1 protein-coding gene is annotated in these 513 nt (G+C 49.9%); it reads left to right on the top strand.

What is annotated here, in order from left to right; all coding sequences use genetic code 11:
* Window positions 1-253: 253 nt before the first annotated feature.
* Window positions 254-513 (top strand): DUF4331 family protein (locus FH603_RS28375; protein WP_186742787.1); only part of this gene is annotated, 260 nt, incomplete at its 3' end.

Raw genomic sequence — 513 nt, 5'->3', positions numbered from 1 at the left:
GGCTCGTCAAATCAACAGAATGATCTTTTCTCTTCACCTTAAACTGAAAGCCGCCCGAAAAAACACGATACGTCTCCCCACGCTACCACTGATGTGGTAGTTGCCAGTTACATCTGAAAACACAGTCTTCATAAGGCCTGTGTGTTTGCACCGTCTATGGGAGAACTCTCTCTCTGCTTCGTGCCCCATTAATCAACCCATTTTCTCGTTTGTTTCACCTATCTCTACGCGCATGACCACTTTTAGTGCTACAATGCGGAGACTGCATAGCGGTCTTCTGTTTTTCGTCTGCCTGTTCGCGGCCAGCTTCGGCTACGCGTCTAGCCACCGCGAAGCCCCGCTGATCTCTCAGGATCCGCTCGCCGACAACACGGACGTTTACGCCTTCAAAAGTCCTGACGACCCGAACACCATCACGATTATTGCGAACTACATTCCGTTTGAATCACCGGACGGTGCCCCCAACTTTTACGACTTCGGCACCAACGTTCGTTATGAAATCCATATCAAGAA

Source organism: Spirosoma utsteinense, from assembly GCF_014282275.1.
GTDB classification, from domain to species: Bacteria; Bacteroidota; Bacteroidia; order Cytophagales; family Spirosomataceae; genus Spirosoma; species Spirosoma utsteinense.
The sequence above is the reverse complement of the archived record's forward strand: the minus strand, read 5'-3'. Positions and strand labels throughout refer to the sequence as shown.